Annotated in this window: 22 protein-coding genes; 17 read left to right on the top strand and 5 right to left on the bottom strand. The window is 69.8% G+C overall.

Going from position 1 to position 21,396, the window contains the following annotated elements; all coding sequences use genetic code 11:
- Positions 1 to 44 precede the first annotated feature (44 nt).
- Positions 45 to 935, top strand: a complete 891-nt coding sequence (locus AC1DYN_RS05660; RefSeq protein ID WP_477958136.1) for a LysR family transcriptional regulator — start codon at positions 45 to 47, stop codon at positions 933 to 935.
- A 51-nt stretch (positions 936 to 986) separates the two neighbouring features.
- A complete protein-coding gene (locus tag AC1DYN_RS05655) occupies positions 987 to 2,453 on the top strand; it encodes a C13 family peptidase (protein ID WP_477958135.1) in 1,467 nt (488 codons plus the stop codon).
- On the opposite strand, the gene uraD is transcribed toward AC1DYN_RS05655, so the two are convergent.
- Both uraD and AC1DYN_RS05645 read right to left on the bottom strand, forming a co-directional pair.
- Complete coding sequence (gene uraD, locus AC1DYN_RS05650) at positions 2,418 to 2,936, bottom strand: 2-oxo-4-hydroxy-4-carboxy-5-ureidoimidazoline decarboxylase (protein WP_477958134.1); 519 nt, start codon at positions 2,934 to 2,936, stop codon at positions 2,418 to 2,420. The genes AC1DYN_RS05655 and uraD overlap by 36 nt on opposite strands.
- Positions 2,933 to 3,895: a Bug family tripartite tricarboxylate transporter substrate binding protein gene (locus AC1DYN_RS05645; RefSeq protein WP_477958133.1), complete on the bottom strand. Its 963-nt coding sequence runs from the start codon at positions 3,893 to 3,895 to the stop codon at positions 2,933 to 2,935. Before AC1DYN_RS05645 ends, uraD begins: the two co-directional genes overlap by 4 nt.
- A gap of 115 nt (positions 3,896 to 4,010) precedes the next feature.
- Between AC1DYN_RS05645 and AC1DYN_RS05640 the strand changes: the two genes are divergently transcribed.
- The gene (locus tag AC1DYN_RS05640; RefSeq protein ID WP_477958132.1) at positions 4,011 to 4,961 is read left to right on the top strand and encodes a LysR family transcriptional regulator; all 951 of its coding nucleotides are present in this window, start codon (positions 4,011 to 4,013) and stop codon (positions 4,959 to 4,961) included.
- Positions 4,962 to 4,994: 33 nt separating this feature from the next.
- Here AC1DYN_RS05640 and AC1DYN_RS05635 read toward each other — a convergent pair whose 3' ends face one another.
- Entirely contained in the window at positions 4,995 to 6,350 is a 1,356-nt protein-coding gene (locus AC1DYN_RS05635; RefSeq protein ID WP_477958131.1) for an MFS transporter, read from the bottom strand.
- A 171-nt stretch (positions 6,351 to 6,521) separates the two neighbouring features.
- Here AC1DYN_RS05635 and cyoA point away from each other — a divergent pair, with 171 nt between their 5' ends.
- The 14 genes from cyoA (at position 6,522) to AC1DYN_RS05565 (ending at position 19,215) form a co-directional block, all read left to right on the top strand.
- Positions 6,522 to 7,580, top strand: a complete 1,059-nt coding sequence (gene cyoA / locus AC1DYN_RS05630; protein WP_477958130.1) for a ubiquinol oxidase subunit II — start codon at positions 6,522 to 6,524, stop codon at positions 7,578 to 7,580.
- A gap of 10 nt (positions 7,581 to 7,590) precedes the next feature.
- Positions 7,591 to 9,594: a cytochrome o ubiquinol oxidase subunit I gene (cyoB, locus tag AC1DYN_RS05625; RefSeq protein WP_477958129.1), complete on the top strand. Its 2,004-nt coding sequence runs from the start codon at positions 7,591 to 7,593 to the stop codon at positions 9,592 to 9,594.
- Positions 9,587 to 10,216 (top strand): cytochrome o ubiquinol oxidase subunit III, encoded by a 630-nt coding sequence (gene cyoC / locus AC1DYN_RS05620; RefSeq protein ID WP_477958128.1) that lies wholly within the window; start codon positions 9,587 to 9,589, stop codon positions 10,214 to 10,216. Before cyoB ends, cyoC begins: the two co-directional genes overlap by 8 nt.
- Positions 10,213 to 10,605, top strand: coding sequence for a cytochrome o ubiquinol oxidase subunit IV (gene cyoD / locus AC1DYN_RS05615; protein ID WP_477958127.1), 393 nt, complete (start codon positions 10,213 to 10,215; stop codon positions 10,603 to 10,605). The genes cyoC and cyoD overlap by 4 nt, the downstream gene beginning before the upstream one ends.
- Positions 10,602 to 11,321 carry an SURF1 family protein gene (locus tag AC1DYN_RS05610; protein ID WP_477958126.1) on the top strand — a complete coding sequence of 240 codons (720 nt, stop codon included), beginning with the start codon at positions 10,602 to 10,604 and terminating at the stop codon, positions 11,319 to 11,321. The genes cyoD and AC1DYN_RS05610 overlap by 4 nt, the downstream gene beginning before the upstream one ends.
- Positions 11,305 to 12,708 (top strand): ATP-binding protein, encoded by a 1,404-nt coding sequence (locus AC1DYN_RS05605; protein ID WP_477958125.1) that lies wholly within the window; start codon positions 11,305 to 11,307, stop codon positions 12,706 to 12,708. The genes AC1DYN_RS05610 and AC1DYN_RS05605 overlap by 17 nt, the downstream gene beginning before the upstream one ends.
- Positions 12,692 to 13,234, top strand: a complete 543-nt coding sequence (locus AC1DYN_RS05600) for a response regulator transcription factor (protein ID WP_477958124.1) — start codon at positions 12,692 to 12,694, stop codon at positions 13,232 to 13,234. Before AC1DYN_RS05605 ends, AC1DYN_RS05600 begins: the two co-directional genes overlap by 17 nt.
- Before the next feature lie 267 nt (positions 13,235 to 13,501).
- Complete coding sequence (locus tag AC1DYN_RS05595) at positions 13,502 to 14,725, top strand: MFS transporter (RefSeq protein WP_477958123.1); 1,224 nt, start codon at positions 13,502 to 13,504, stop codon at positions 14,723 to 14,725.
- Entirely contained in the window at positions 14,722 to 14,844 is a 123-nt protein-coding gene (locus AC1DYN_RS05590; protein WP_477958122.1) for a hypothetical protein, read from the top strand. Before AC1DYN_RS05595 ends, AC1DYN_RS05590 begins: the two co-directional genes overlap by 4 nt.
- A gap of 13 nt (positions 14,845 to 14,857) precedes the next feature.
- Complete coding sequence (locus AC1DYN_RS05585; protein ID WP_477958121.1) at positions 14,858 to 15,664, top strand: SDR family oxidoreductase; 807 nt, start codon at positions 14,858 to 14,860, stop codon at positions 15,662 to 15,664.
- The gene (locus AC1DYN_RS05580) at positions 15,661 to 16,251 is read left to right on the top strand and encodes a class I SAM-dependent methyltransferase (protein ID WP_477958120.1); all 591 of its coding nucleotides are present in this window, start codon (positions 15,661 to 15,663) and stop codon (positions 16,249 to 16,251) included. The genes AC1DYN_RS05585 and AC1DYN_RS05580 overlap by 4 nt, the downstream gene beginning before the upstream one ends.
- A gap of 25 nt (positions 16,252 to 16,276) precedes the next feature.
- The gene (dapA, locus tag AC1DYN_RS05575) at positions 16,277 to 17,158 is read left to right on the top strand and encodes a 4-hydroxy-tetrahydrodipicolinate synthase (protein ID WP_477958119.1); all 882 of its coding nucleotides are present in this window, start codon (positions 16,277 to 16,279) and stop codon (positions 17,156 to 17,158) included.
- Positions 17,159 to 17,243: 85 nt separating this feature from the next.
- Positions 17,244 to 18,413 carry an NlpB/DapX family lipoprotein gene (gene bamC / locus AC1DYN_RS05570; RefSeq protein ID WP_477958118.1) on the top strand — a complete coding sequence of 390 codons (1,170 nt, stop codon included), beginning with the start codon at positions 17,244 to 17,246 and terminating at the stop codon, positions 18,411 to 18,413.
- A 25-nt stretch (positions 18,414 to 18,438) separates the two neighbouring features.
- Positions 18,439 to 19,215 carry an MBL fold metallo-hydrolase gene (locus AC1DYN_RS05565; protein WP_477958163.1) on the top strand — a complete coding sequence of 259 codons (777 nt, stop codon included), beginning with the start codon at positions 18,439 to 18,441 and terminating at the stop codon, positions 19,213 to 19,215.
- A 460-nt stretch (positions 19,216 to 19,675) separates the two neighbouring features.
- Here the strand turns inward: AC1DYN_RS05565 and AC1DYN_RS05560 are convergent, their stop codons facing one another.
- Both AC1DYN_RS05560 and AC1DYN_RS05555 read right to left on the bottom strand, forming a co-directional pair.
- The gene (locus AC1DYN_RS05560; protein ID WP_477958117.1) at positions 19,676 to 20,188 is read right to left on the bottom strand and encodes a hypothetical protein; all 513 of its coding nucleotides are present in this window, start codon (positions 20,186 to 20,188) and stop codon (positions 19,676 to 19,678) included.
- Positions 20,189 to 20,209: 21 nt separating this feature from the next.
- Entirely contained in the window at positions 20,210 to 21,376 is a 1,167-nt protein-coding gene (locus AC1DYN_RS05555) for a JmjC domain-containing protein (RefSeq protein ID WP_477958116.1), read from the bottom strand.
- Positions 21,377 to 21,396: the final 20 nt, after the last annotated feature.

The following is a 21,396-nucleotide window of genomic DNA, read 5'->3' as shown; positions in this document are numbered from 1 at the left end:
AGCCGGTAGCCGTCTTCGGTGGCTAAGATATATTCACAGACAACATGAATGACCGGCTCTTTGCATTGCGGCTCTTCGTCCGCGTGGCACGCGGCGGCAGCTTCTCGCGCGCGGCGCGCGAACTGGGGCTGTCGCAACCCTCGGCGTCGCGCATCGTCAGTGCGCTGGAGCGCGAGGTCGGCACCGCGCTGCTGACGCGCACCACGCGTGCCGTCACGCTGACCGACTGCGGCGCCGACTACCTGGTGCGCGTGGAGGCGATCCTCGACGCGCTCGACGAGGCCGACCACGTCGCACGCGGCAGCGGCGAGCTGCGCGGCGTGCTGCGCGTGGGCATCGCCTCCAGCTTCGCGGTGCGCGAACTGATCCCCCACCTGCCCGCCTTCGCCGAACGGCATCCGGCCCTGCGCATCGAGCTGCTGATGAAGGACCAGCGACACGACCTGGTGCAGGATGGCGTGGATGTGGCCTTCCGCTTCGGCGAGCTGCCCGATTCCAGCGCGGTGGCGCGGCGCCTGGGTGCCACCTGTCGCGTGCTGGTGGCGTCGCCGGCCTACCTGGCGCACGCCGGGGTCCCCGCGACGCCGGACGCGTTGGCGGCGCACCGCTTCATCGCCGGTCCGGTCGGCCCGGGCCCGAAGGGCCTGTCGATGACGCAGGCCGGCAAGGCGGTGACGGTGCGGGTGCAGAGCCGCCTGTCGGCCACCGTCAACGAGGGCGCGACGGCCGCCGCGATGGCGGGCATGGGCATCGCCGTGACGGGGCATTGGGGCTGCCGCGCCGAGCTTGCCAACGGCCGGCTGGTGCGCGTGCTGCCGGACTGGAACCTCGGCACGACCGAACTGAACGCGGTGTTCCCGGCCGGGCGCGCCGCCAAGCCGTCGGCGCGGGCCCTCACCGAGTACATGTCGAGCGTGCTGGCCGAGGCGGGCTGACATCGGCGTTTGGTAGATTCCCCCGGCGAGGGAGAGAACCACGAGAACACGATGACCGACACCCACTTCACCGAGCCGCTCGACACGCCGCCGGCGCCTTCGACACCCCCGCCCCCTCCCGCACCGGCCTTGCCGCGCGGCGCCCTGGGCGCCTGGTGGCACCAGGGCGTGCGCAGCGCGCTGCTGATGCGTCCCGACTGGACCGGCCTGCAGGCCACGCCGGCGATCGTCGCCTGCCTGGTACTGGTGCCGCTGGCGCTCGGCGTGCTGCTGGAACGGCTGTACATCGTCGGTCCGGCGAGCTTCTACTGGCAGGCACTGTTCGGCAGCGGCTGGGCGACGCAGGTGCTGCTGCTGTGGACCTGCTGGCTGGTGTCGCGCGAGCGGCCCGTCGCACTGTTCGCGATGCTCGGCGCGCAAAGCCTGCCGATGCTGCTGGTGCCGACGCTGGTGATGCTGCCGATGGCGCGCAGCGGCATGTACACCGAGGGCGGCGAGGCGCAGTGGCTGGCGCTGGGCTGCTGGTACCTGGCCATCGCGTGGATGTTTCTCGCACGCGTGCTGCTGCTGTGGCGCGCCGGCACCCGCCTCGCACCGCGCCTGGCGATGGTGGCGCTGGTGGCAGCCGTCAGCGCGAGCGCCATCTGGCTCGACCGCGGCATGCACTGGTACCCGGCGCGCGCCGAATCCGCCGAGGACGCCCTGCCGCGCTTCAAGCTGACGCAGGAGCTTGTCGAGCAGCAGTCGCAGCTGCTGCAGGCCCAGCTGCAGGCGCTGGCACCGCAGCGCAAGGGCGTGGTCGACGTCTACGCGCTGACCTTCGCGCCGAACGCCGAAGAGGCGGTGTTCCGCCGCGAAAGCGCGATGGTGTCGGACGTGATGGCGCAGCGCTTCGGCAGCGCCGGCCGCAGCCTGCAGCTGGTGAGCCAGCACGCGGACCCGGCGCCGCTGCCGTGGGCCACGCCGGTCAACCTGCAACGCGCGATCGCGAAGATGGCCACGCTGATGGACCGCGACGAGGACGTGCTGTTCATCCACCTGACCTCGCACGGCGCGCGCGACGGGCAGCTCGCGGCCTCGTTCTGGCCGCTCGACGTCGACTCGGTCACGCCGCAGATGCTGAAGGGCTGGCTCGACGCGGCGGGCATCCGGCACCGCGTGCTGTCGATCTCGGCCTGCTACTCCGGCAGCTGGATCGCACCGCTGTCCGGCCCGGACACGCTGGTGATGACGGCGGCCGACAGCGACCACACCTCGTACGGCTGCGGGCGGCGCTCGGAGCTGACCTTCTTCGGCCGCGCGATGTACGACGAAGGCCTGCGCGGCACCCGCGACTTCGAGGCGGCGCACGCGGCGGCGCGCAAGGTGATCGCGCAGCGCGAGAAGGAGGCCGGCAAGACCGACGGTTACTCGAACCCGCAGATCGCGATGGGGGCGGCGATGCGCGAGCGGCTGGCCTTGCTGCAAGCGCAGCAGGCGGCCTCAGCCGCCGATGCGCGCCGCAAGCCGCCGCCGTGAGATGCGGCCGATCTCGGCCAGCGCCTGCTGCAGTTCCTCGGCGCGCGTGCGCTGCAGCCGCTGCGCGAAGGCCTGCAGCGCCGACGCCAGCGAATGCTCGCGGATGCACAGGATGAACGGGAAGCCGAAGCGCTCGCGGTAGGTGGCGTTCATCGCGTCCCAGCGCGCCGCCTCGGCGGCGGGCAGCGCCTGCAGCGACAGACTGCCCTGCTCGGCCACCGAATCCGCCGTCATGCGGCCGCCGCGCGCCTGGTCGCCGGCCAGTTCGGGGTGGCCGCGCAGCAGCGCCAGCAGTTCATCCTCGGGCAGGGCGCGCAGCCGGGCCATCATCGCCCCGTGCAATGCATCGGGGCTCGCGAACGGCCGCTGGCCCAGCACCGCCACCGGCACCCACGGCGCATGCTCGAAGACTCCCGCCAGGTGCTCGACGAAGGCCTCGTCGCTGCAATGCACGAGCGAATGCCAGTCCATCGCGCCGCTCACGGCTTCAGGTCCGCCGCCTTGATCGCCGGCGCCCAGTCGCGGATCTGCTTCTCGACGAAACCGCCGAACTCGGCCGGGCTCATCTTCAGCGTCGTGATGCCCAGCTCCTCGAATCGCTTGACGACGGCCGGCTGCGCGATGATCTCGGCCAGCGCCTGCGCGAGCCTGTCGCTGACCTCCTTGGGCAGCCCGGCCGGACCGGAGACGCCGAAGTAGTTGTCGCTGACCAGGTCGGGCCGGCCCTGCTCCACCACCGTCGGCACGTCGGGCGCGAGCGGCGAGCGCTTGCGCGAGGTCACCGCGATGCCCTTGATCTGGCCGCTCCTCATCATCGGCACGTAGGCCGTGATCACGTCGATGCCCAGCGGCACCACGCCGGCGACCAGGTCGGTCGTCATCGGTGCACCGCCGCGGTAGGGCACGTGGGTCATGTTCAGCTTCAGGTCGGCCTTCAGCATCTCGCCGACGATCTGGCCGATCGAGCCCGGCCCGCCGCTGCCGAAGCTCAGGTTGCCGTTGGCCGCCGCCACCGCCTTCGGCAGGTCGGCCAGCGAGCCGATGCCGGCCTGCGGGTTGGCCATGATGGCCACCGGCGCGACGCCCAGCATCGCGATGTGGGTGAACTGCTTCACCGGGTCGTAGGGCGGCTTGGCGAGCGTGAACGGCCCGATCGACAGCGGCGTCGAGTTCGACAGCATCAGCGTGTAGCCATCCGGCGCCGAGCGTGCCACCTCGGCCCCGCCCAGCGTGCCGCCGGCGCCCGGCTTGTTGTCGACGATCACCGGCTGGCCCAGCGCCTTGGCCAGCGGGGCCGAGATCTCGCGCGCGACGATGTCGCTCGCGCCGCCCGGCGCGAAGGTGACGACGATGCGGATCGGCTTCTCGGGCCAGCCGGCGTGGGCCGCGGCGGCCGAAAAGGCCATCAGGCCGGCCAGCAGGCACAGGGGGAGGGAACGCATCGCGGGGCTCCGGAAAGGGATGAGGTGAAGCCATCGTAGGCAGCGCCTGCATTGCCGTCCATCATCGATTGAGCAACACTGCATGCTCATTTTGAGCATGCAGAAGGACCCCACGATGCGCGACAGCCTGCTTCCCCTGGTACTGCGCTATGTGGACCAGGTGGCCCGCTCGGGCTCGATCCAGGGCGCGGCGAAGGAGCTGCACGTGGCCGCATCGGCGATCAACCGCCAGGTGCTGCAGCTGGAAGAGGCGCTCGGCGTGCCGCTGTTCGAACGCCTGCCGCGGGGCATGCGGCTGACGCCGCCGGGCGACGCGATCGTCACGCTGGCGCGGCGCTGGCGGGCGGACGAGCGGCGCGTGGCGGCCGAGATCCGGCAGCTGCAGGGCATCCACCAGGGGCATGTGCGGATCGCGGCGATGGACAGCCACGCCACCAGCGTGCTGCCGCCGCTGGTGGCGCGGCTGGCGGCCGAGCACCCGCGCATCTCGCTCGGGATCGAGATCGGCAGCAGCGACGATGCGGTGGCGGCGCTGCTGGCCGGCAAGGCCGAGCTGGCGGCGGTGTTCAACCTGCCGCCGCGGCGCGAGCTGCTGTCGTTGTGGAGCCGCGCGCTGCCGCTGGGTTGCGTGGTCGCGCCCGGGCATGCGCTGGCGCAGGAAGAGACGGTGAGCCTGCAGCAGGTGTGCGCGTTCCCGATCGCGCTGCAGAGCAAGGCCTTGCTGATCCGCCGCTACCTGGAGGCGCACTACCACTGGCTGTTCAACGATGCGCGGCTGCGCGTGGAGACGAACTCGCTGCAGTTGGTGAAGATGCTGGCGCGCCAGGGCAGCCACGTGGCGCTGACCTCGCAGCTGGATGCGGCGCCGGAGCTGCAGGAAGGTTCGCTGCGTTTCATTCCGGTGCGCGACAAGGGCGTCGAGGCGCAGACCATCAGCCTCGCGGTGGACGCCGGGCGCCCGCCGGGGCCGGTGGTGAAGCTGGTGGCCGGTTTGCTGGCCGAGTGCATCCAGCAGCGCCTCGATGAGGTCGCCCGGATGGCGATCCGGGACCCACGATCCGGATGAAGCGCTGCCCGGATGGGCCTCCGGGCTATGGCGTCACGAGGCTGCCGAGTCCTTGATTTCCATGGCGCGGTTGACGCTCAGAGCGATCAGCGTGGCCGCGGCCCCGGACAGCAGGTAGACGCTGACATACGCCAACCCGAAGTGCGCCGACAGCCCCAGCGCCACCAGCGGCGCGAAGGCCGCGCCGATCAGCCAGGCCAGGTCGGACGTCAGCGCCGCGCCGGTGTAGCGGTGCTGCGTCTCGAAGTTCGAGGTCACCGCGCCCGACGCCTGGCCGTACGACAGCCCGAGCAGCGCGAAGCCGACCAGGATGAACACGTCCTGCCCGAGCGGCCCGCCGCCCAGCAGCGTCGGCGCGAAGCCGCTGAACACCGCGATCATGGCGGCCAGCGTGCCCAGCGTGCGGCGCCGCCCGAAGGTGTCGGCGATGCGGCCCGACGCGATGATGCCCAGCGCCGCGATGCCGGCACCCACCATCTGCACCGCGAGGAACTCGCTGATCGACTGCGTCGAGTACAGCTTGATCCACGACAGCGGGAACACCGTGACGATGTGGAACAGCGCGTAGCTCGCGAGCGCCGCGAACGCACCGATCACCACCGTCGAGCCCTGCGAGCGCGCCAGCTCGCCGACGTCGGTGGGCTCCAGCTCGTGCGCGTCGAGCAGCTTCGCGTACTCGTTGGTGGCCACCAGGCGCAGCCGCGCGAACAGCGCCACCACGTTGATCGCGAACGCCACGTAGAACGGGTAGCGCCAGCCCCAGGTCAGGAAATCCTCGGAATTCAGGCTCGCGTACAGGAACGCGAACAGCCCGCTCGCGATCGTGAAGCCGATCGGCGCGCCCAGCTGGCCGAGCATCGCGTACCAGCCGCGGCGGTTCTTCGGCGCGTTCAGCGCCAGCAGCGACGGCAGGCCGTCCCAGGCCCCGCCCAGCGCCAGCCCCTGGCCGACGCGGAAGATCGACAGCAGCACGATGGACGTGAAACCGAGGCTCTCGTAGCCCGGCAGGAAGGCCATGCCGGCGGTGGACGAGCCGAGCAGGAACAGCGCGATGGTCAGCTTGGCCTCGCGGCCGTAGCGGCGCTGGATGGCCATGAAGATGATGCTGCCGATCGGCCGCGCGATGAACGCGAACGAGAAGATCGTGAAGGCCCACAGCGTGCCTTCCAGCCCCTTCTCGAACGGGAAGAACACCGCGGGGAAGACCAGCACGGCCGCGATGCCGAACACGAAGAAGTCGAAATACTCGGACGAGCGGCCGATGATCACGCCGATGGCGATCTCGCCCGGCGCGACCTTCGGGTCGTGGGCATGCAGGCGGCGGGCATCGCGACCGATGTCTTCGGTCGTCGGATGGGGGTGTTTCGGTTCCAGGCTGGAGGTCGTCATGAAGCGTCAATCGACTGTCGTGCGCACATCCTGAAGGTTCGCATTGCCCGGCATTTGTTGCGATAGGACAAAACGTCCAATCCCCGAGCCGGGCCGTTGAACGTAGATTCTCGGGCCATCGGGCGCCGGTTGGAAGCACTTTGCGCGCGCCCCTCCTTCGATGACCCCGTCATGCCACCCCTCAAGCACCTGAGCCGATTGCTCCTGCTGGCCCCCGCCCTGCTGCTGGCCGGCTGCAACACCGTCCTGCTGAACCCGTCCGGCGACATCGCCGCCCAGCAGGGCAAGCTGATCCTCGTCAGCACCTGGCTGATGCTGCTCATCATCGTGCCGGTGATCGTGCTGATCGGCCTCTTCGCGTGGCGCTACCGCGCCTCCAACCGCGCCGCCCGCTACGAACCCGACTGGGACCACTCGACCCAGCTCGAGCTGATCATCTGGGCCGCGCCGCTGCTGATCATCATCGCGCTCGGCGCCGTCACCTGGATCAGCACGCACACGCTGGACCCCTACCGCCCGCTCGGCCGCATCGATGCCACCCGCCAGGTGACGCCCGACGTGAAGCCGCTGGTGGTCGAGGTGGTGGCGCTGGACTGGAAGTGGCTGTTCCTGTACCCCGAGCAGGGCATCGCGGTGGTCAACGACCTGGCCGCGCCGGTCGACCGGCCGATCCAGTTCAAGATCACCGCGTCGTCGGTGATGAACGCGTTCTACATCCCCGAGCTGGCCGGCATGATCTACGCGATGCCCGGCATGCAGACCCAGCTGCACGCGGTGATCAACAAGCCCGGCGAGTTCGAGGGTTTCTCGTCCAACTACAGCGGCGCCGGCTTCTCGGGCATGCGCTTTCGCTTCCACGGCCTCGGCAACGCCGACTTCGACAAGTGGGTGCAGGCCGCCAAGGCCGACGGCAAGGAACTGACCCGCGCCGACTACCTGAAGCTCGAGCAGCCGAGCGAACGCGAGCCGGTGCGCCGCTACGCGACGGTCGCGCCGGGCCTGTACGACGCGATCCTGAACCGCTGCGTCGATGCCTCGAAGATGTGCATGTCGGAAATGATGGCCATCGACGCCGGCGGCGGCCTGGGCCGCCAGGGCATCGAGGGCGTGAAGGCCCGCGAAGCCGCGGCCGACGGCGGCACGCCGCGCACCTACTACGTCGCGGCCGCCCTGTGCACCGTCGCCGACCCCACCGGCACGCAGCCCGTGCTCCGCACCTCCAAGAACTGAGTCGCACCCGATGCTCGACCACCTCGACCTGACGAAGCTCGTCTTCGGCCGCCTCTCCTGGAACGCGATCCCGTTCCACGAGCCCATCCTCCTCGTCACCTTCATCGCCGTCTGCCTGGGCGGCGTGGGCGTGGTGGCGCTGGTCACGCGCTACCGCCTGTGGGGCTACCTGTGGCGCGACTGGATCACCAGCATCGACCACAAGAAGATCGGGATCATGTACGTGATCCTCGGCCTGGTGATGCTGCTGCGCGGCTTCGCCGACGCGGTGATGATGCGCGCCCAGCAGGCGGTGTCGTTCGGCGAGAACGTCGGCTACCTGCCGCCGCACCACTACGACCAGATCTTCACCGCGCACGGCGTGATCATGATCTTCTTCGTCGCGATGCCGCTGGTCACCGGGCTGATGAACTTCGTCGTGCCGCTGCAGATCGGCGCGCGCGACGTGGCCTTCCCGTTCCTGAACAACTTCAGCTTCTGGATGACGGCCTTCGGCGCCGGCCTCACGATGGCCTCGCTGTTCGTCGGCGAATTCGCGCGCACCGGCTGGCTCGCCTATCCGCCGCTGTCGGGCATCGCGTTCAGCCCCGACGTGGGGGTCGACTACTACATCTGGTCCCTGCAGATCGCGGGGGTGGGAACGCTGCTGTCGGGCGTCAACCTGGTCGCCACCATCGTCAAGATGCGCGCGCCCGGCATGACGATGATGAAGATGCCGGTCTTCACCTGGACCGCGCTGTGCACCAACGTGCTGATCGTCGCCGCCTTCCCGGTGCTGACCGCGGTGCTCGCGCTGCTGTCGCTCGACCGCACCGTCGGCACCAACTTCTTCACGAACGACCTCGGCGGCAACGCGATGATGTACGTGAACCTGATCTGGATCTGGGGCCACCCCGAGGTCTACATCCTGGTGCTGCCGGCCTTCGGCATCTTCTCGGAGGTGGTCTCCACCTTCAGCGGCAAGCGCCTGTTCGGCTATGCGTCGATGGTGTACGCCACGGTCGTGATCACCATCCTGTCGTACCTGGTGTGGCTGCACCACTTCTTCACGATGGGCTCGGGGGCGAGCGTCAACTCGTTCTTCGGCATCACGACGATGATCATCTCGATCCCCACCGGCGCGAAGATCTTCAACTGGCTCTTCACGATGTACCGCGGCCGCATCCGCTTCGAGGTGCCGATGCTGTGGACGGTGGGCTTCATGGTCACCTTCGTGATCGGCGGCATGACGGGCGTGCTGCTGGCGGTGCCGCCGGCCGACTTCGTGCTGCACAACAGCCTGTTCCTGATCGCGCACTTCCACAACGTGATCATCGGCGGCGTGCTGTTCGGCATGCTGGCCGGCATCACCTACTGGTTCCCGAAGGCCTTCGGCTACAAGCTCGACCCGTTCTGGGGCAAGTGCTCGTTCTGGTTCTGGCAGATCGGCTTCTTCTTCGCCTTCATGCCGCTGTACGTGCTGGGCCTGATGGGCGTGACGCGCCGGCTCAGCCACTTCGACGACCCGTCGCTGCAGGTGTGGTTCGTCATCGCGGCCTTCGGCGCCTTCCTGATCGCGCTGGGCATCGCGAGCTTCCTGGTCCAGCTGGTGGTCAGCTTCATCCGCCGCGAACAGCTGCGCGACACCACCGGCGACCCGTGGAACGGCCGCACGCTCGAATGGTCGACCGCGTCGCCCCCGCCGTCGTACAACTTCGCGTTCACGCCGGTGGTGCACGACAACGACGCCTGGTACGACATGAAGGCCAACAAGTTCGAGCGCCCGACCAGCGGCTTCATCCCGATCCACATGCCGAAGAACACCGGCGCCGGCTTCATCATCGCCGGCCTGGCGGCCGCGGTCGGCTTCGCGCTGATCTGGCAGATGTGGCTGCCGGCCGTGCTCGGCTTCGCCGCGATGATGGCCGCCATCATCGTCCACACCTTCAACTACAAGCGCGACTTCCACATCGGCGCGGACGAGGTCGTCCGCACCGAGAACGCACGCACCCAGCTGCTGGCCGCCCATGTCTGAACTTGCATTGAACCCCGCGGCGGACGCCGCCAAGCCGCGCTACTACCTGCGCGAGGAACACCATCCGGAGAACGGCACCCTGCTCGGGTTCTGGCTCTACCTGATGAGCGACTGCCTGGTCTTCGCCTGCCTGTTCGCGGTGTACGGCGTGCTGGGCCGCAGCTACGCGGCCGGCCCGTCGGGCGCCGACCTGTTCGACCTGCCGCTGGTGGCCGTCAACACCTCGCTGCTGCTGCTGTCGTCGATCACCTACGGCTTCGCGGTGCTCGAGATGCAGCGCAAGCGGCTGCGCGCGACGCTGCTGTGGCTGGGCATCACCGGCCTCTTCGGCCTGGGCTTCCTGGGCCTGGAGCTGTACGAGTTCGCGCACCTGATCCACGAGGGCGCCGGGCCGCAGCGCAGCGCCTTCCTGTCGTCGTTCTTCACGCTGGTCGGCACGCACGGGCTGCACGTCACCTTCGGCATCGTCTGGCTGGTGACGCTCATGTTCCAGCTCGGCCGGCACGGGCTGACCGGCGCGAACCGTCGCCGCGTGATGTGCCTGTCGATGTTCTGGCACTTCCTGGACGTCGTCTGGATCGGCGTCTTCACCTTCGTCTACCTGATGGGAGTGCTGCCGTGAGCGCCGCGCATGACAACCACGATCATGGTCACGACGACCACCACGACCACGACGGCGGCCACCCGCCGAGCACGCTGAAGGGCTACGCCACCGGCTTCATCCTGTCGGTGATCCTGACGGCGATCCCGTTCTGGCTGGTGATGGGCAAGGCCTTCGGCAGCTCCAGCACCACCGCGTTCGTGATCCTCGGCTTCGCCGCGGTGCAGATCGTCGTGCACATGGTGTACTTCCTGCACATGAACGCGCGTGCCGAGGGCGGCTGGTCGATGCTGGCGCTGATCTTCACGCTGGTGCTGGTGGTGATCACGCTCAGCGGCTCGATGTGGGTGATGTTCCACATGAACGCCAACATGATGCCGAGCATGCACGACATGCGAGTCAGGCCGTGAGGCCGCGCAGGGCAGCGCTGATCGCAGCGGCCGCCCTGCTGTTCGCGGGCTTCGCCGCGCTCGGCACCTGGCAGGTGCAGCGGCTGTTCTGGAAGCTCGACCTGATCGAGCGGGTCGAGCAGCGCATCCACGCGGCGCCGGTGGGAGCCCCCGCCGGGCCCGTCACCGCGGCAGCCGACGAGTACCGCCCTGTCGCGCTGCGCGGCAGCTTCCTGCACGAGCGCGAGACGCTGGTGCAGGCCGTCACCGAGCAAGGCCCGGGCTGGTGGCTCGTCACCCCGCTGCAGATGGCCGATGGCCGCAGCGTGCTGGTGAACCGCGGTTTCGTGACGACGCAGGCCCGGGCGTCGGCGGTGCGGCCGGCCGGCGAGGTCGAACTCACCGGCCTGCTGCGCCTGAGCGAGCCCGGCGGCGGCTTCCTGCGCCGCAACGATCCGGCCGCGCAGCGCTGGTTCTCGCGCGACGTGCAGGCGATCGCCGCGGCGCAGGGCCTCGCGAACGCGGCGCCCTGGTTCGTCGATGCCGATGCCGGGCCGCAAGCCTGGCCGGTCGGCGGGCTGACCGTGGTCCGTTTCCACAACAACCACCTCGTCTACGCCCTCACGTGGTACGGCCTGGCGCTGATGGTGGCCGGCGCGGCCTGGATGCTGCGGCCCGGCGGCCGCTGGTCGGCGCACGGGCCGAGGGACAATCCGGCCGATGTCTCCCCCGGCTGAACCCTCCGCCCTGCAGCAAGCCCGCATCGGCCCGCCCGCGCCCTGGGTGGCGGCCGCCCCCGTGGCCGACGCCGGGCTGAAGAACATGCAGCAGCTGATCCAGCTGCGCTGGATCGCGGTGGTGGGCCAGATCGCGACGATCGCGACGGTGCATTTCGGCTTCGGCATCCGGCTGCCGGTGGAGCACATGCTGGCGGTGCTGTACTGCCTGGTGGCGTTCAACCTGGTCAGCGTGTTGCGGGTGCGCAGCCGGCGGCCGGTGCTGCACGTCGAGCTGCTGGTGGCCTTGCTGGTCGATGTCGGCATGCTGACCGCCCAGCTGTACCTGAGCGGCGGGGCGACCAACCCGTTCGCCTTCCTGTTCCTGCTGCAGGTGATCCTGGGCGCGGTGCTGCTGAAGCCGCGCTTCACCTGGATCCTGGTCGCGGTGACCTGCCTGTGCTTCGCCGGGCTCGGGCTGGCCTACCGGCCGCTGGACATCCCGCTGGACCATGCGCGCGGCCTGTCCAGCCCGTTCGTGCTGGGGCTGCTGCTGTGCTTCGCGCTGAACGCGGCGCTGCTGGTCACCTTCATCGTGCGCATCAACCACAACCTGCGCGCGCGCGATGCGCGGCTGGCCGACCTGCGCCAGCGCGCCGCCGAAGAGGAGCACATCGTGCGCATGGGCCTGCTGGCCTCGGGTGCTGCGCACGAGCTGGGCACGCCGCTGGCCACGCTGGCGGTGATCCTGGGCGACTGGCGGCGGTTGCCGCACTTCAGCTCCGACCCCGAGCTGCTGCAGGAGGTGGAGGAGATGCAGACCCAGCTGGAGCGCTGCAAGGCCATCGTCAGCGGCATCCTGCTGACGGCCGGCGAGGCGCGCGGCGAATCTTCCGAGGCGACGACGCTGGCCACCTTCCTCGACGCGCTGGTGCGCGACTGGCGCCGCACGCGGCCGGTCAAGGCCTTCGCCTACGACAACCGGTTCGGCGAGGACGTGACGATGGTGTCCGACTCGGCGATCCAGCAGATGATCTGCAACGTGCTGGACAACGCGCTCGAGGCCTCGCCGCAGTGGCTGCGGCTGGACGTCGAGCGCGAGGGCGATGCGCTGAGCCTGGCGGTGACGGACGCCGGCAAGGGCTTCGCGCCGGGCATGCTGGCGCAGTTCGGCCAGCCGTACCAGTCGACCAAGGGACGGCCGGGCGGCGGGCTGGGGCTGTTCCTGGTGGTCAACGTGGCGCGCACGATCGGCGGCACGGTGACGGCCGCGAACCGGCCGGAGGGCGGCGCGACGGTGAAGATCACGCTGCCGCTGTCGGCCATCGTGCTGGAGGCCGCCGACGAAGACGAGGACGAGGACGAGGACATCGAGGAACAGGACGAAGCCGATGGACACCACCGCTGAACGGCGCCTGCTGATCGTCGAGGACGATGCCTCGTTCGCGCGCACGCTCGGGCGCTCGTTCGAGCGCCGCGACTACCGCGTGACGCTGGCGGCGAGCCTGAGCGACGTCACCACGGTGCTGCAGACCGAATCGCCCGGCTTCGCGATCGTCGACCTGAAGCTGAACGGCGACGCGTCGGGGCTGGCCTGCGTGCAGGCGCTGCATGCGCACGACCCGAAGATGCTGATCGTCGTGCTGACCGGTTTCGCGAGCATCGCGACCGCGGTCGAGGCGATCAAGCTGGGTGCCTGCCACTACCTGGCCAAGCCGTCGAACACCGACGACATCGAGGCCGCGTTCGGCCGCGCGGCCGGCACCACCGAGGTCGAGCTGACGAACCGCGCCAGCTCGATCAAGACGCTGGAATGGGAGCGCATCCACGAGACGCTGGCGGAGACGGGGTTCAACATTTCCGAGACGGCCAGGCGGTTGGGGATGCACCGGCGCACGCTCGCACGCAAGCTCGGCAAGCAACAAGTGAAGTGACGGACAAACCCCGGATTGGCATCCGGGCTACGAGCGCCGGGCGAGGGGTCGTCATGTAGCCCGGATGSCAATCCGGGTTCTCCGCACCAAGACGCCGGCTCCGCAAAGGCGCGGGCGGGCAGGCTGGGGCGCGCCAATCAGGAGGCAGCGCAGGGCAGTCGACGCGCCTCCAGGCGCGGCGACCGCTCCATCCGGCGCGCCCCAGCCTGCCCGCCCGCGCCTTTGCCGCCCCGAAGAACGAATCGAGAATCGAGTTACATTGATCCGATGTCCGTGCAGTCGCCCCCCCACACCCCTGCCCCGCTGTCGATGACCCAGGTGCTGCTGTGCGGCGCCATGATCGTCACGCTGTCGATGGGCATCCGCCACGGCTTCGGCCTGTGGTTGCAGCCGATCACGATGGACCGCGGCTGGACCCGCGAAACCTTCGCCTTCGCGCTCGCCGTGCAGAACCTCGCCTGGGGCATCGCCGGCCCGTTCACCGGCGCCATCGCCGACCGCTTCGGCGCCTTCAAGGTGCTGATCGCCGGCAGCCTGCTCTACGCCGGCGGCCTGGTGCTGATGGCCGTGTCGACCTCCGGCCTCGCCTTCACCGGCAGCGCCGGCCTGCTGCTCGGCATGGCGCAATCGGGCACCACCTACGCCGTCGTCTACGGCGTGATCGGCCGCAACGTGGCCCCCGAGAAGCGCAGCTGGGCCATGGGCGTGGCCGCGGCCGCCGGCTCGTTCGGCCAGTTCCTGATGGTGCCCACCGAGAACTGGCTGATCGGCCACTTCGGCTGGCAGAACGCGCTGTTCGTGCTCGGCTGCGTCGCGCTCGCCATCGTCCCGCTGGCCGCCGGGCTGAAGGAGCCGAAGTTCGTTGCCGGCGCCTCGCAGCAAAGCCTGCCGGCCGCACTGCGCGAAGCCTTCGCCTACCCGAGCTTCCTGCTGCTGATGGCCGGCTACTTCGTCTGCGGCTTCCAGGTCGTGTTCATCGGCGTGCACATGCCCAGCTACCTGAAGGACCATGGCCTGACGCAGGACGTCGCCACCGTCGCGCTCGCCCTCATCGGCCTGTTCAACGTCATCGGCACCTACACCGCCGGCACGCTCGGCCAGCACCTGCCCAAGCGCTACATCCTCTCGACGATCTACGCGCTGCGCTCGGTCGCCATCGTCGTCTTCCTGAACGTGCCGCTCACGCCGATGAGCGTCTACGTCTTCTCCGCCGTGATGGGCGTGCTGTGGCTGTCGACCGTGCCGCCGACCAATGCGGTCGTGGCCCAGATCTTCGGCGTTCGCTACCTGTCGATGCTCGGCGGCTTCGTGTTCCTCAGCCACCAGGTCGGCTCCTTCCTCGGCGTGTGGCTGGGCGGCAAGCTCTACGACACCACCGGCAGCTACGACGTGGTGTGGTGGATCGCGGTCGGGCTGGGCGTGTTCGCCGCGCTCGTGAACCTGCCGGTTCGCGAGACGGCGATCCTGCGCCCGGCGCCGCAGGCGGCATGAAGCTGCGCCGCGGCCTCGCCTTCGCCGCCGCGGCGGTCGCGCTGCTGCTGGTGTTTGCCGCCTGGCTGAAACCCGACATGGCCTTCACACTGGCCAACCAGCTGTGGAGCTGCTTTTGAAGGACGGGTCGAGATGTACGTGGTCGTGATCACCGGGGCCTCCGACGGCATCGGTGCCGAGATGGCGCGCCAATGGGCCGCGCGCGGCAAGACCAACATCGCGCTGGTGCTGGCCGCGCGCCAGCAGGACAAGCTCGAGGCCGTCGCCGCCCAATGCCGCGCCAGCGGCGCGCAGGTGCTGGTGCAGCGCTGCGACGTCGGCGTGCAGGCCGATTGCAGGGCCTTGGTCGACGCGACGATGAACGCCTTCGGCCGCCTCGACACGCTGGTCAACAACGCCGGCATGTCGGCCCAGGCGCTGCTGCGCGACGTCACCGACCTCGGCTGGTACGAAGACCTGATGCGCGTCAACCACTGGGGCAGCGTCTGGTGCACCCACGCCGCGCTGCCGCACCTGAAGGCGAGCTACGGCCGCATCGTCGCGGTGTCCAGCCTCGCCGGGCTGGTCGGCGTGCCGGGCCGCACCGCCTACGCCGCCACCAAGTTCGCGATGACCGGCTTCTTCGAATCGCTGCGGCCCGAGATCGGCCGCCAGGGCATCAGCGTCACCATCGCCTACCCCGGCGTCGTCGCCACCGCGATCCGCCACCGCGGCTACAACGCCGCCGGCCAGGCCGCCGGCCGCAGCGGGCTGGACGAATCGAACGCGATGCCGGTCGAGACCTGCGCCCGCCTGATCATCGAGGGCACCGAGGCGCGCCGGCGCGACATCGTGATGACGGCGCAGGGCAAGCTCGGCCGCTGGCTGAAGCTGCTCGCGCCGCGCCTGGTCGACCGGCTGGCGCTGAAGGCGCTGGCCCGGCACGCGCGCCCGCAATGAGCAACCCGATGACGCACCACGGGCTCGCGCCGTCGGCATGGGTGCAGCGCTGGTCGCACCTGATCCCGCCCGGGGCGCGCGTGCTCGACGTCGCCTGCGGCAGCGGGCGCCACGTGCGCTGGTTCTGCGGCCGCGGCTGCCAGGTGACGGCGGTCGACCGCGACGGCGCCGCGATCGCCCCGCTGCAGGCGATTGCCGAGGTGGTGCTGGCCGACCTCGAGGCCGACCCATGGCCGCTGCCGGGCCAGCGCTTCGACGCGGTGATCGTCACGAACTACCTGTGGCGCCCGCTGCTGCCGCTGCTGCGCGACGCGCTGGACGCCGGCGGCGTGCTGATCCACGAAACCTTCGCGCACGGCAACCAGAGCGTGGGCAAGCCGTCGAACCCCGATTTCCTGCTGCGCCCGGGCGAACTGCTGGAGGCCGCGCGCGGCCTGCGCATCGTCGCCTACGAGGATGGCTTCCTGGGCTCGCCGGCCCGTTTCGTGCAGCGCATCGCCGCCGTCAACGCCCCGCCGGCCGCCCCCGGACCCGGGGAAATCCCGCGTTACCTGCTGGACGCCGGGCACCCCCCGCCGGGTGAGTAAAATCGATGGATTCCGAGGATCCTGCATGAAACCCATTGTTGGCAGCATCGTGGCGCTCGTCACCCCGATGCACGAGGACGGCAGCGTCGACTATGACGCGCTGCGCCGCCTGATCGACTGGCACGTCGCCGAAGGCACCGACTGCATCGGCGTGGTCGGCACCACCGGCGAGAGCCCCACGGTCTCGGTCGAAGAGCACTGGGAGATCATCCGCGTCGCCGTCGAACACGCGCGCGGCCGGGTGCCCATCATGGCCGGCACCGGCGCCAATTCCACCCGCGAAGCCATCGAGCATTCGCGCTACGCCCGCAAGGCCGGTGCCGACTGCACGCTGTCGGTCGTGCCGTACTACAACAAGCCCTCGCAGGAAGGCATCTACCAGCACTTCAAGGCCATCGCCGAAGCGGTGGACATCCCGATGGTGCTGTACAACGTCCCCGGCCGCACCGTCGCGGACATGCTGCCCGAGACCACGCTGCGGCTGGCGCAGATCCCCGGCATCGTCGGCATCAAGGAAGCCACCGGCAACATCGAGCGCGCCGGCTGGCTGATCCGCAATGCGCCGGAGGGCTTCTCGATCTATTCCGGCGACGACCCGACCGCCGTCGCGCTGATGCTGCTGGGCGGCCACGGCAACGTGAGCGTCACCGCCAACGTCGCACCGCGCGCCATGCACGAGCTGTGCAAGGCGGCGCTGGCCGGCCAGGCGCGCGAAGCGAGCGAGATCCACCTGAAGCTGCTGCCGCTGCACAAGAACCTGTTCGTCGAGCCCAGCCCGGCCCCCACCAAGTGGGCGCTGTCGCGCCTGGGGCACTGCGGTGCGACGCTGCGCCTGCCGATCGTGCCGCTGACGGCCGCCGGCCAGGCGACGGTGGAACAAGCGATGCGCGAATCGGGTCTGCTGTGACCCGCTGTCTTCGCTGACCCGCCCTGCCCCGTCCTCCTTCTTTCACCCGGCCCGGCCGGCGCCCACTGCGGCACTGCCCTCGGAGATGCACAACGTGATTCGTTTTCCCCTGACTCCTCTCGCCCACGCGATCACTGCGGCCCTCGCACTGAGCCTGGCCGCCACCGGCTGTTCGACGATCGAGACGGCCGTGACCGGCGAGAAGGTCGACTACAAGAGCGCGACCGCGAAGCCCACGCCGCTCGAGGTGCCGCCCGACCTGACCCAGTTGCAGAACGACTCGCGCTATGCGCAGACCGGCGGCACCGTCAGCGCCACGACCTTCCAGACGCCGCAGGCCAACCCCGGCAGCGGCCAGCCCGCCACCGCCACGACGCAGACCGTGGCACCCAACGCGCTCGGCCAGGTGCGCCTGGAACGCCAGGGCGACCAGCGCTGGATCGTCACGACGCAGACGCCCGAGCAGGTGTGGCCGCAGCTGCAGGCCTTCTGGAAGGAGCGCGGCCTGACGATCTCGGTCGACCAGCCCGAGGCCGGCGTGATGGAAACCGAATGGGCCGAGAACCGCGCCAAGTTGCCGGACGACATCATCCGCCGCACGCTGGGCCGCGTCATCGACGGCCTGTATTCCACTGGCGAGCGCGACAAGTACCGCACCCGCGTCGAGCGCAGCGCCAACGGCACCGAGATCCACATCGCGCACCGCGGGCTGCGCGAGGTCTACATCGGCCAGCAGAAGGAACAGACCGGCTGGGAACCGCGCCCGACCGAACCTGAACTGGAAAGCGAGATGCTGTCGCGCCTGCTGGTCAAGCTGGGCGCGAAGGACGAGCAGGCCAAGCTCGCGTCGCAGCAGGCCGCGTCGGCACCGGCCGCCGCCGTGCCGCACGCCCGCGCCATCGAGGGCCAGCCGGCCGCGACGCTGCAGGTGGACGACGCGTTCGACCGCGCCTGGCGCCGTGTCGGCCTCGCGCTCGACCGCAGCGGCTTCACGGTCGAGGACCGCGATCGCACGCAGGGCGTCTACTTCGTGCGCTATGTCGATCCGGCGATGGCCGGCAAGGAAGAGCCGGGCTTCTTCAGCCGCCTGTTCGGCACCGGCGACAAGGGCAACTTCGCACCGGTGCGCTACCGCGTCAAGGTGGCCGGCCAGGGCGACACCAGCATGGTCTCGGTGCTCAACAGCAAGGGCGAGCCGGAGAACGGCGACGCCGGCAAGCGCATCGTCGGCCTGCTGGTGGACGAGCTGAAGTAGAGCCCGCACCGGCCTCGACCCCATGCTGCGCTTTTGCAGCCTCGGCAGCGGCAGCACCGGCAATGCGACGCTGGTCGAGGCGAGCAGCGGGGTCGGCACGACGCGGCTGCTGATCGACGCCGGCTTCTCGCTGCGCGAGCTGGGCTCGCGCCTCGCGCGCACCGGCCTCACGATCGACGACATCGACGCGGTGTTCGTGACCCATGAACACGGCGACCACGTCGGCTGCGCGCTGACGCTGGCGCGCCGCCGGCGCATCCCGCTGTGGACCAGCCTCGGCACCTGGCGCGCGGTGGGCGACCCGGCCGCGCAGGAGTGGCTGCACGTCGCGCGCGATGGCGAGGCGATTGCCGTCGGCGAGCTGCAGATCCTGCCCTACACCGTGCCGCACGATGCCAACGAACCGCTGCAGCTGCGCGTCACCGATGGCGACGCCTGCCTGGGCGTACTCACCGACGCCGGGTCGTCGACGGCCCACCTGCTGGCCCACCTGCAACGCTGCGATGCGCTGCTGCTGGAATGCAACCACGACCTGGAGATGCTCGCGAACTCGAGTTATCCGGCGTCATTGAAGCGGCGCGTCGGCGGGCGGCTCGGACACTTGTCGAACGAGACCGCGGCGCAGATCCTCTCGGCCTGCCTGCACGGCGGCCTGCGCCACCTGGTGGCCGCGCACCTGAGCCGGCAGAACAACCGCCCCGAACTGGCGGTGCAGGCGCTGGCCGGCGTGACCGGCGGCAGCCCCGGCGACATCATCGTCGCCGACCCGGTCTCGGGTTTCGACTGGCTGTCGCTGCGTTGAGCGCAACGCGTTGAAACATGGGGACATGAAAAAAGCCGCCCGAGGGCGGCTTCTTCGTCATCGCCGGAAGGCGATTACTTCGCTGCCGAAGCGGCGGCCGAAGCGGCGCCGGCAGCAGCCGAAGCGGCATCCGTGGCAGCCGAAGCGGCCATTGCAGCACCCGAAGCAGCGGCGTCAACCACCGGAGCGGGAGCCGGAGCCGGCGTGGCGGCCGGAGCGGCAGGAGCTGCCTCTTCCGGCTTCTTGCCGCAAGCGGCCAGAGCAACAGCAGCAACCAGGGAAGCCAACAGAAGCGACTTTTTCATACTTATCCTCAATGAAAGGTTCAGACAATTACCGGTAATTGTGGGAACCCTCCGATCTATCGATATCCGGGCAGATCCCCAACGCATTCAGACCGAGAAAAGCTCGAGCATTTCCTCGGTCCAGCCCATGATTATACGCAGACGTATGGCTTACCCTATAAGCCCAGCGTTGTCGCAGGAAAGCCCTCGACAGAGCGTTGCAAAAGTGCATCAAGCTGTTCGCGCGCGCGCACCGCGTCGGCCTCGTCGGTGGACCAGCTTGCGCGGTATTGCACCGGGTTCAGCAGGCGCAGCGTGAACAGCCCCGGCGCGAGCAGCATCGTCGGAACCTCGTGCTCGTCGTCTTCTTCCGGCGAGCGGCAATCGATCAGGTGCGACCACTGCCGGCGCCATTGCGCGAAGCGCACGTGACGCCGCGGCACGTCGTCGAAATGCCCGCCCAGCAGCGTCAGGCGCCGGTGTGCGAAGGCCCAGCGCGTCAGGTGGTCGAGCACCGCCGTTTCGCCCAGCGGCCAGTCGCTGAAGTCGGGATCGCTCAGAAACAACTCGCGGCAACCTTGTTGCGCGGCGAGCGCGAAGCCGTCGCGCAAGGCCTGCCGGAAGTCGCTGCGCGAGGTGATGATGCGATGCGTGGCACTCTCGTCGCCCGCCGGCTTGTTCTCGTCCATCGTCCGTTCTCCTGCCGATGTTCAACCCTGCAGGCGCACCCACCCCGCCTGCGCCCATTGCCCGAGCAACCCGAACGCATCGTCGCTCAGCCGCGCGACATCCGCCAGCCCCAACGCACGCGAGTCGGCCAGTTGGTGCATCAGCCGCGCGTCGCGGCCGGCCGCGCGGAACGACTCGCCGTTGATGAAGACGTGGCGGTCGTCGTACAGCATGCGGGTGCGGCGGTCGAGCTGCACGGCCTGCGGATCCTGCAGCGCCTCGCCGCCGTCGAACCACACCTGAGGCTTGGGCTCGCTCAACAGTTCGCCGAGCGCGCAGGCCAGCGCCTGCGGGTCGCGCAGCAGCCGCTGCACCGCAGCGCCGGCGAAGGCCTGCAGGCGCTTCGGCACGCGGCCGGGCGCGTCGGTGGCCGGCTGCGACGGATCGCGGTACAGCGGGTCGTCGTCCGCGCGTTCGGAAGTCTCGACGATGCGCTGCAGCACCTCGGTGGCCAGCTCGTCGCGCCCGGCCGCGCGAAAGCCGATCGAGCAGGTCATGCACTCGCCTTCGGCCACGCCGTCGTGCCCCCAGCCGGGCGGCAGGTACAGCATGTCGCCCGCTTCGAGCAGCCATTCCTCGTCGGGTTCGAAACGGCTCAGGATCTTCAGCGGCACGCCGGGTTCGAGCGATGCGTCGGCCACCGGCCCGATGCGCCAGCGCCGCCGGCCCTGCACCTGCAGCAGGAACACGTCGTACGAATCGACGTGGGGGCCGACCCCGCCGCCGTCGCTGGCCCACGAGACCATCAGGTCGTCGAGCCGCGCCTCGGGCACGAAGCGAAAGCGCGACAGCAGCTCGCGCGCCGCATCGAGGTGCAGGTCCAGCCCCTGCACCAGCAGCGTCCAGCCGGGCCGCGCGACCGGCGGCAGGGAGCGCCGCGGCAGCGGCCCGCGCTTCATGGCCCAGCCCTTCGCACCGTGCACGATGAGCCGCGACTCGACATCCTCGCGCGAGGCCAGCTCGAACAACTGCGAACGCGGCGCGACCGGCTGGATGCCGGGCACCGCCTGGCGGATCAGCAGCGGCCGCTTCTGCCAGTGGCGGCGCATGAAGGCGGCAGGCGACAGGCCGCCGAGCAAGGGGATCGGCCGGCGGATCGCATCGGCGCGATCACCGGGCGTGGAGGGGGCTGGGGTCGTCTCGGGCATCGGGTGATTGTGCGATCATT

This window comes from Rhizobacter sp. P2_D12, from assembly GCF_056404395.1.
Note: the sequence above shows the minus strand (reverse complement) of the source record. Positions and strands in the feature narration are given on the sequence as shown.

Bases quoted from the DNA above. Each gene is read 5' to 3' on its own strand.
- AC1DYN_RS05660 (WP_477958136.1), top strand. From the start codon at position 45: ATGAATGACCGGCTCTTTGCATTGCGGCTCTTCGTCCGCGTGGCACGC.
- AC1DYN_RS05655 (WP_477958135.1), top strand. From the start codon at position 987: ATGACCGACACCCACTTCACCGAGCCGCTCGACACGCCGCCGGCGCCT.
- AC1DYN_RS05645 (WP_477958133.1), bottom strand. From the start codon at position 3,895: ATGCGTTCCCTCCCCCTGTGCCTGCTGGCCGGCCTGATGGCCTTTTCG.
- AC1DYN_RS05640 (WP_477958132.1), top strand. From the start codon at position 4,011: ATGCGCGACAGCCTGCTTCCCCTGGTACTGCGCTATGTGGACCAGGTG.
- AC1DYN_RS05635 (WP_477958131.1), bottom strand. From the start codon at position 6,350: ATGACGACCTCCAGCCTGGAACCGAAACACCCCCATCCGACGACCGAA.
- cyoA (WP_477958130.1), top strand. From the start codon at position 6,522: ATGCCACCCCTCAAGCACCTGAGCCGATTGCTCCTGCTGGCCCCCGCC.
- cyoB (WP_477958129.1), top strand. From the start codon at position 7,591: ATGCTCGACCACCTCGACCTGACGAAGCTCGTCTTCGGCCGCCTCTCC.
- cyoC (WP_477958128.1), top strand. From the start codon at position 9,587: ATGTCTGAACTTGCATTGAACCCCGCGGCGGACGCCGCCAAGCCGCGC.
- AC1DYN_RS05605 (WP_477958125.1), top strand. From the start codon at position 11,305: ATGTCTCCCCCGGCTGAACCCTCCGCCCTGCAGCAAGCCCGCATCGGC.
- AC1DYN_RS05600 (WP_477958124.1), top strand. From the start codon at position 12,692: ATGGACACCACCGCTGAACGGCGCCTGCTGATCGTCGAGGACGATGCC.
- AC1DYN_RS05595 (WP_477958123.1), top strand. From the start codon at position 13,502: ATGTCCGTGCAGTCGCCCCCCCACACCCCTGCCCCGCTGTCGATGACC.
- AC1DYN_RS05590 (WP_477958122.1), top strand. From the start codon at position 14,722: ATGAAGCTGCGCCGCGGCCTCGCCTTCGCCGCCGCGGCGGTCGCGCTG.
- AC1DYN_RS05585 (WP_477958121.1), top strand. From the start codon at position 14,858: ATGTACGTGGTCGTGATCACCGGGGCCTCCGACGGCATCGGTGCCGAG.
- AC1DYN_RS05580 (WP_477958120.1), top strand. From the start codon at position 15,661: ATGAGCAACCCGATGACGCACCACGGGCTCGCGCCGTCGGCATGGGTG.
- dapA (WP_477958119.1), top strand. From the start codon at position 16,277: ATGAAACCCATTGTTGGCAGCATCGTGGCGCTCGTCACCCCGATGCAC.
- bamC (WP_477958118.1), top strand. From the start codon at position 17,244: ATGCACAACGTGATTCGTTTTCCCCTGACTCCTCTCGCCCACGCGATC.
- AC1DYN_RS05560 (WP_477958117.1), bottom strand. From the start codon at position 20,188: ATGGACGAGAACAAGCCGGCGGGCGACGAGAGTGCCACGCATCGCATC.
- AC1DYN_RS05555 (WP_477958116.1), bottom strand. From the start codon at position 21,376: ATGCCCGAGACGACCCCAGCCCCCTCCACGCCCGGTGATCGCGCCGAT.